The following is a 1,933-nucleotide window of genomic DNA, read 5'->3' as shown; positions in this document are numbered from 1 at the left end:
AGACCAGGCCGCAGAACGCCAGGCGCAGGGTCGTCGGCAGCGCCGCGGCAACCAGGTCGCGCACCGGTACGCCCGCCTGGACGGAATAGCCGAAATCGCCCCGCAGGACCCGGCCCGCCGTCTGCAGATACTGCACCGGCAACGAGGCATCGGCGCCATAGGCGACGCGGATCGCGGCGATCTGCTGCGGCGTCAGCCCCAGATCGGGATCCTGGAACTTCACCAGGACCGCATCGCCCGGCATGACCTGCAGCAGGACGAAGGTCAGCGTAAAGGCCCCCCAGAGGATGAAGGCCGCTTGTCCCAGACGGCGCAGGACATAGGATGTCACGGGACGCATCATGGCCGGCCTGCCTGCCGTCCGGCCGGGCGGGCCAGCCAGGCGGGATAGAACCACGGACGGCCGACCGCCTCGAAGGCCATGGCCCTGACATTGCGGGCCCCGGCATAGACCTGGGGCTCCTCGAAGATGGGGATATAATAGGCCTGTTGCAGAATATAGGCCTGTACCCCCTGCAGCAGGCGCAGGCGTTCCGCCGGATCGGTGGCCGAGGCCACGGCGTCGAGCTGCCCGTTCAGCGCCGGGTCGAGGAAGTGATGCACCTTCGTGCTCTGCCCCCCGCGCTGCAGCAGCATGTCGCGATTGCGCGGATAGAACATGCTTTTGACCACGTCCGGATCGGCACGCCCGACTTCGGCGGGCGCCACGGGCGCGCGCAGCGGATTGAGGTTGTCCAGGATCACCCCGGCCGCCGAGCCGGACATGACGTTCAGTTGCACGCCCATGCGCCGCCATTGCTGGGCGATCAGTTCCAGCATCGTCTTGCTCTGCGGTTGCGGCAGGGATTCGTGCACGCCCAGGACCAGCTTCTGCCCATCGCGATAGCGCAGCCCGTCGGGGCCGAGCCGCCACCCGGCCTCGTCCAGCAGGTGACGCGCCAGCGCGGGGTCATAGGTCAGCAGCGGCGACAGGTCGGTAAAACCCGCGGCAGTGCCGGCCAGCAGGCCGCGCGCCACCGGGTAATGGACCGAATACAGCGTATCGGCGATCTCCTTGCGATCCGTCGCATGCAGCAGGGCCTGGCGCACGCGCAGGTCCGCGACGATCGGGTTCTCGGGCCGGAACGCCAGGCCGTTATCGACCCCGCGGGTCGATTGCGCATACAGATCATAGCCGCGCAGCGCGACCTGTTCCTCGTCATAGGCTTCGACCTGGCGGATGAAATCGGCCTGTCCGGCCAGCAGCGCGCCGATGCGGATACTGTCCTCCGGCACGACCAGGATGCGGATCGCATCCAGCCGCGCACGACCTTGCCCGGCAAAGGGCGGGGGCGCCCAGGCATAATCTCCGCGCGCGACCAGGTCGACTTCCTTGCCCAGGATTTCGTGCGAAACGACGAAGGGCCCGGACCCCACGATCGCCGTGGCCTTGCCCATGTCGTCGAACGGCCGGCGCAATGTCGCCAGCGAGACCAGTCCCGAGCCGATCACCGACGTGCCCTGCAGAAAGCCGGGCGACGAACGGGTGAAATAGAACCGGACCGTATAAGGATCGACGACCTCGCTGTGGTCGTAATTATTGATCACCTCGGACGGCGGCAGCTTCAGCGCCCGGTCGCCCTTGCCATAGATGTCGAAATTCCGCGCCACCACCGCGGCATCGAGCGGCGTGCCGTCCGAAAACGTCACGCCCCGGCGGATATGGAAGGTGAATTCCGTATAGGCGTCGTTGACGGTCCAGGATTGCGCGATCCAGGGCAGGATGCGCAATGTCCGCGGGTCCTGCCAGGTCAGGCGGTCGGTGATCTGGTTCAGGATGCCGCCATTCGGATAGAATCCTCCGGCCGGCGGGTAGAGATTACGATGCGGCTGTTTCTCGAGATAGATCAGCGTCCCGCCGGCCACGGGCGCGCCGCCGCCCGCCGGCGCGGCC

At 67.3% G+C, this 1,933-nt stretch carries 1 protein-coding gene and 1 pseudogene; both read right to left on the bottom strand.

Going from position 1 to position 1,933, the window contains the following annotated elements; translation table 11 throughout:
- Window positions 1–343, bottom strand: a pseudogene (locus HUK84_RS16490) (ABC transporter permease); the annotation flags it as partial.
- Window positions 340–1,933 (bottom strand): TIGR04028 family ABC transporter substrate-binding protein (locus tag HUK84_RS16485; protein WP_176641247.1); only part of this gene is annotated, 1,594 nt, incomplete at its 5' end. The pseudogene HUK84_RS16490 and the gene HUK84_RS16485, both read right to left, overlap by 4 nt.

This window comes from Nguyenibacter vanlangensis (genome assembly GCF_013376155.1).
Taxonomy (GTDB): domain Bacteria; phylum Pseudomonadota; class Alphaproteobacteria; order Acetobacterales; family Acetobacteraceae; genus Gluconacetobacter; species Gluconacetobacter vanlangensis.
This window is presented reverse-complemented; position numbering and strand designations above follow the sequence as displayed.